Genomic DNA, 2,196 nt, shown 5'->3' on the forward strand with positions numbered 1-2,196 from the left:
TAGGGGGCCAATCCGACAATTATTGTTGAAATTAGTTTTAATCAAACTAATTTCTTTAATATATTTTTAATAAAAATGACTTCGTCACTTTTAAAATGAATAAGTTCAAAACTTCTCTTGAGAGAAGTATCCATAATTGTCCATTGTCAATCGTCAATTCTCAATTACACAAGTATAAGCTAAAACAATTTGTTAACACAATTTTATGAGTGTGCAGATTAAATTTAGGAGTGGCACATATATATATATTATTCCACAAATTACTTATTTTTATTTGTATCTAATTATGGTATCATAGAGTTAAATTTTTAAAACATATGGTTATATGTAATTATTATAAATTAATGGAATATTATTATGATGTTTCCATTAGTTTTTTATTTTTTTCGATATTTTTTTCGAGTTTTTTGCTATTATTAATATTATGATGAAAAAATATGTTATAATATTTCTAACTTAATTAGCACATGAGGAAGGAATAGTAATGCTACAAAGAGAGTGAGGAAAAAAAATGATAGAATTTAAGAATGTAACTAAAGTATATAACAATAATGTACTTGCATTATCAAATTTGAATATAGAAATAAATAAGGGAGAGTTTGTTTTTTTAGTTGGGCCAAGTGGTGCTGGAAAATCTACCTTTATTAAAATGTTATTGAAAGAAGTGGATCCTACTGCAGGAAGCGTAGTTGTCACTGGCACAGATATAACTAAGTTAAGCCATAGACAAATTCCTTATTATAGAAGAAAAATTGGAGTGGTATTCCAAGATTTTAGATTAATACCAACTCTTAATGTATATGAGAATGTTGCTTTTGCACTAAGAGTTATTGGTGCAAGTGAAAGAGAAATACATAAAAAAGTTCCTATGGTTCTATCAATGGTTGGACTTTCTAAGAAACATAAGTCTTTCCCTCATGAGCTTTCAGGTGGAGAGCAGCAGAGAATTTCTATAGCTAGAGCTATAGTAAACAGTCCGGCTCTTTTAATTGCGGACGAGCCTACAGGAAACCTTGACCCAGATACGTCATTAGAGATTATGGATATTATTAGTGATATCAATAGAGCAGGAACTACGGTAGTTATGGCTACACATGCTAAAGATATAGTTGATAGTATGAAAAAAAGAGTTATTGCCATAGAAAAGGGAACTGTAGCAAGAGATGAAGAAAGGGGTAAATACGGATATGAGATTTGATTCTATTAAGTACTTTGTAAAGGATGCTTTTAAAAGTATAAAAAGAAATAAAACTTTAAGTATTGCTTCAGCAGCTACTGTTGCAGCCACATTATTTATACTCGGAGTGGTTTCACTAACTTTAGTAAATGTTAATAAGGCGGTAGAACAATTAGGTTCAAAAGTTGAAGCAAGAGTTTATTTAAAAGATGATATAAAAAATGAAGATAAGGATAAACTAAAGAAAACGATAGAAGAAGTAGATGGCATTTTAGAAGTTAAATTAGAGACCAAGGAACAAGCGTTAGAAAAGATGAAAGAACAATTAGGAGATGACAGTGGTGTGTTAGTAGCGGGATTTAACAAGAAAAATCCTTTTCCAAGTTCTTACATAATTAGAGTTGATAATCCTAAGGCAGTTGATGATGTTTTAGCAAAGATTAAAGATGCTCCAGCAATAGAATACATTAAAGATTCTAGAGAATTTATTGATAAGGTGACTAAACTTACTGGCTCTACAACTATGATAGGTTGGATTGCTGCTTTCGTATTTGTTTTAGTTTCATTATTCTTAATAGGAAATACTATAAAAATAACAGTTTTTTCAAGAAAACGAGAAATTGGAATAATGAAATATGTAGGTGCTACAGATTGGTTTATTAGATGGCCATTTATAATAGAAGGTATACTTTTAGGAATATTAGGCGCTCTAGTTTCTGTTACAGTACTATATGGATTATATGGATTAGCACAAGCAAAGGTTGCAGAAACAGGTGCATTATTAGGTTTTAATCTAGTGGCGAGGAGTTATATATTAAAAGTAACAATTTGGCAATTTTTACTTGGGGGAATGGTAATTGGTTCTCTTGCAAGTATAATATCAATGAGAAAATTCTTAAAGGTTTAATAGAATAATTTTGGGCATGGCGTTATAAGATAGAATATAATGTCGTGCCTTGTTTTAATCTAGAAGAAATTATTAATTTAAGGCATATCAAATAAAAATTAAGGATTAATAA

General features: G+C 29.6%; 2 protein-coding genes. Both read left to right on the plus strand.

The annotated features are described in order from the left end of the window. Positions 1-511 precede the first annotated feature (511 nt). Positions 512-1,198 carry a cell division ATP-binding protein FtsE gene (gene ftsE, locus B2W91_RS16325; protein ID WP_291582839.1) on the plus strand — a complete coding sequence of 229 codons (687 nt, stop codon included), beginning with the start codon at positions 512-514 and terminating at the stop codon, positions 1,196-1,198. After that, positions 1,188-2,084 carry a permease-like cell division protein FtsX gene (ftsX, locus tag B2W91_RS16330; RefSeq protein ID WP_291582840.1) on the plus strand — a complete coding sequence of 299 codons (897 nt, stop codon included), beginning with the start codon at positions 1,188-1,190 and terminating at the stop codon, positions 2,082-2,084. The genes ftsE and ftsX overlap by 11 nt, the downstream gene beginning before the upstream one ends. Positions 2,085-2,196: the final 112 nt, after the last annotated feature.

This window comes from Clostridium sp. UBA6640, assembly GCF_002455975.1.
In the GTDB taxonomy this organism is placed as follows: domain Bacteria; phylum Bacillota; class Clostridia; order Clostridiales; family Clostridiaceae; genus Clostridium_J.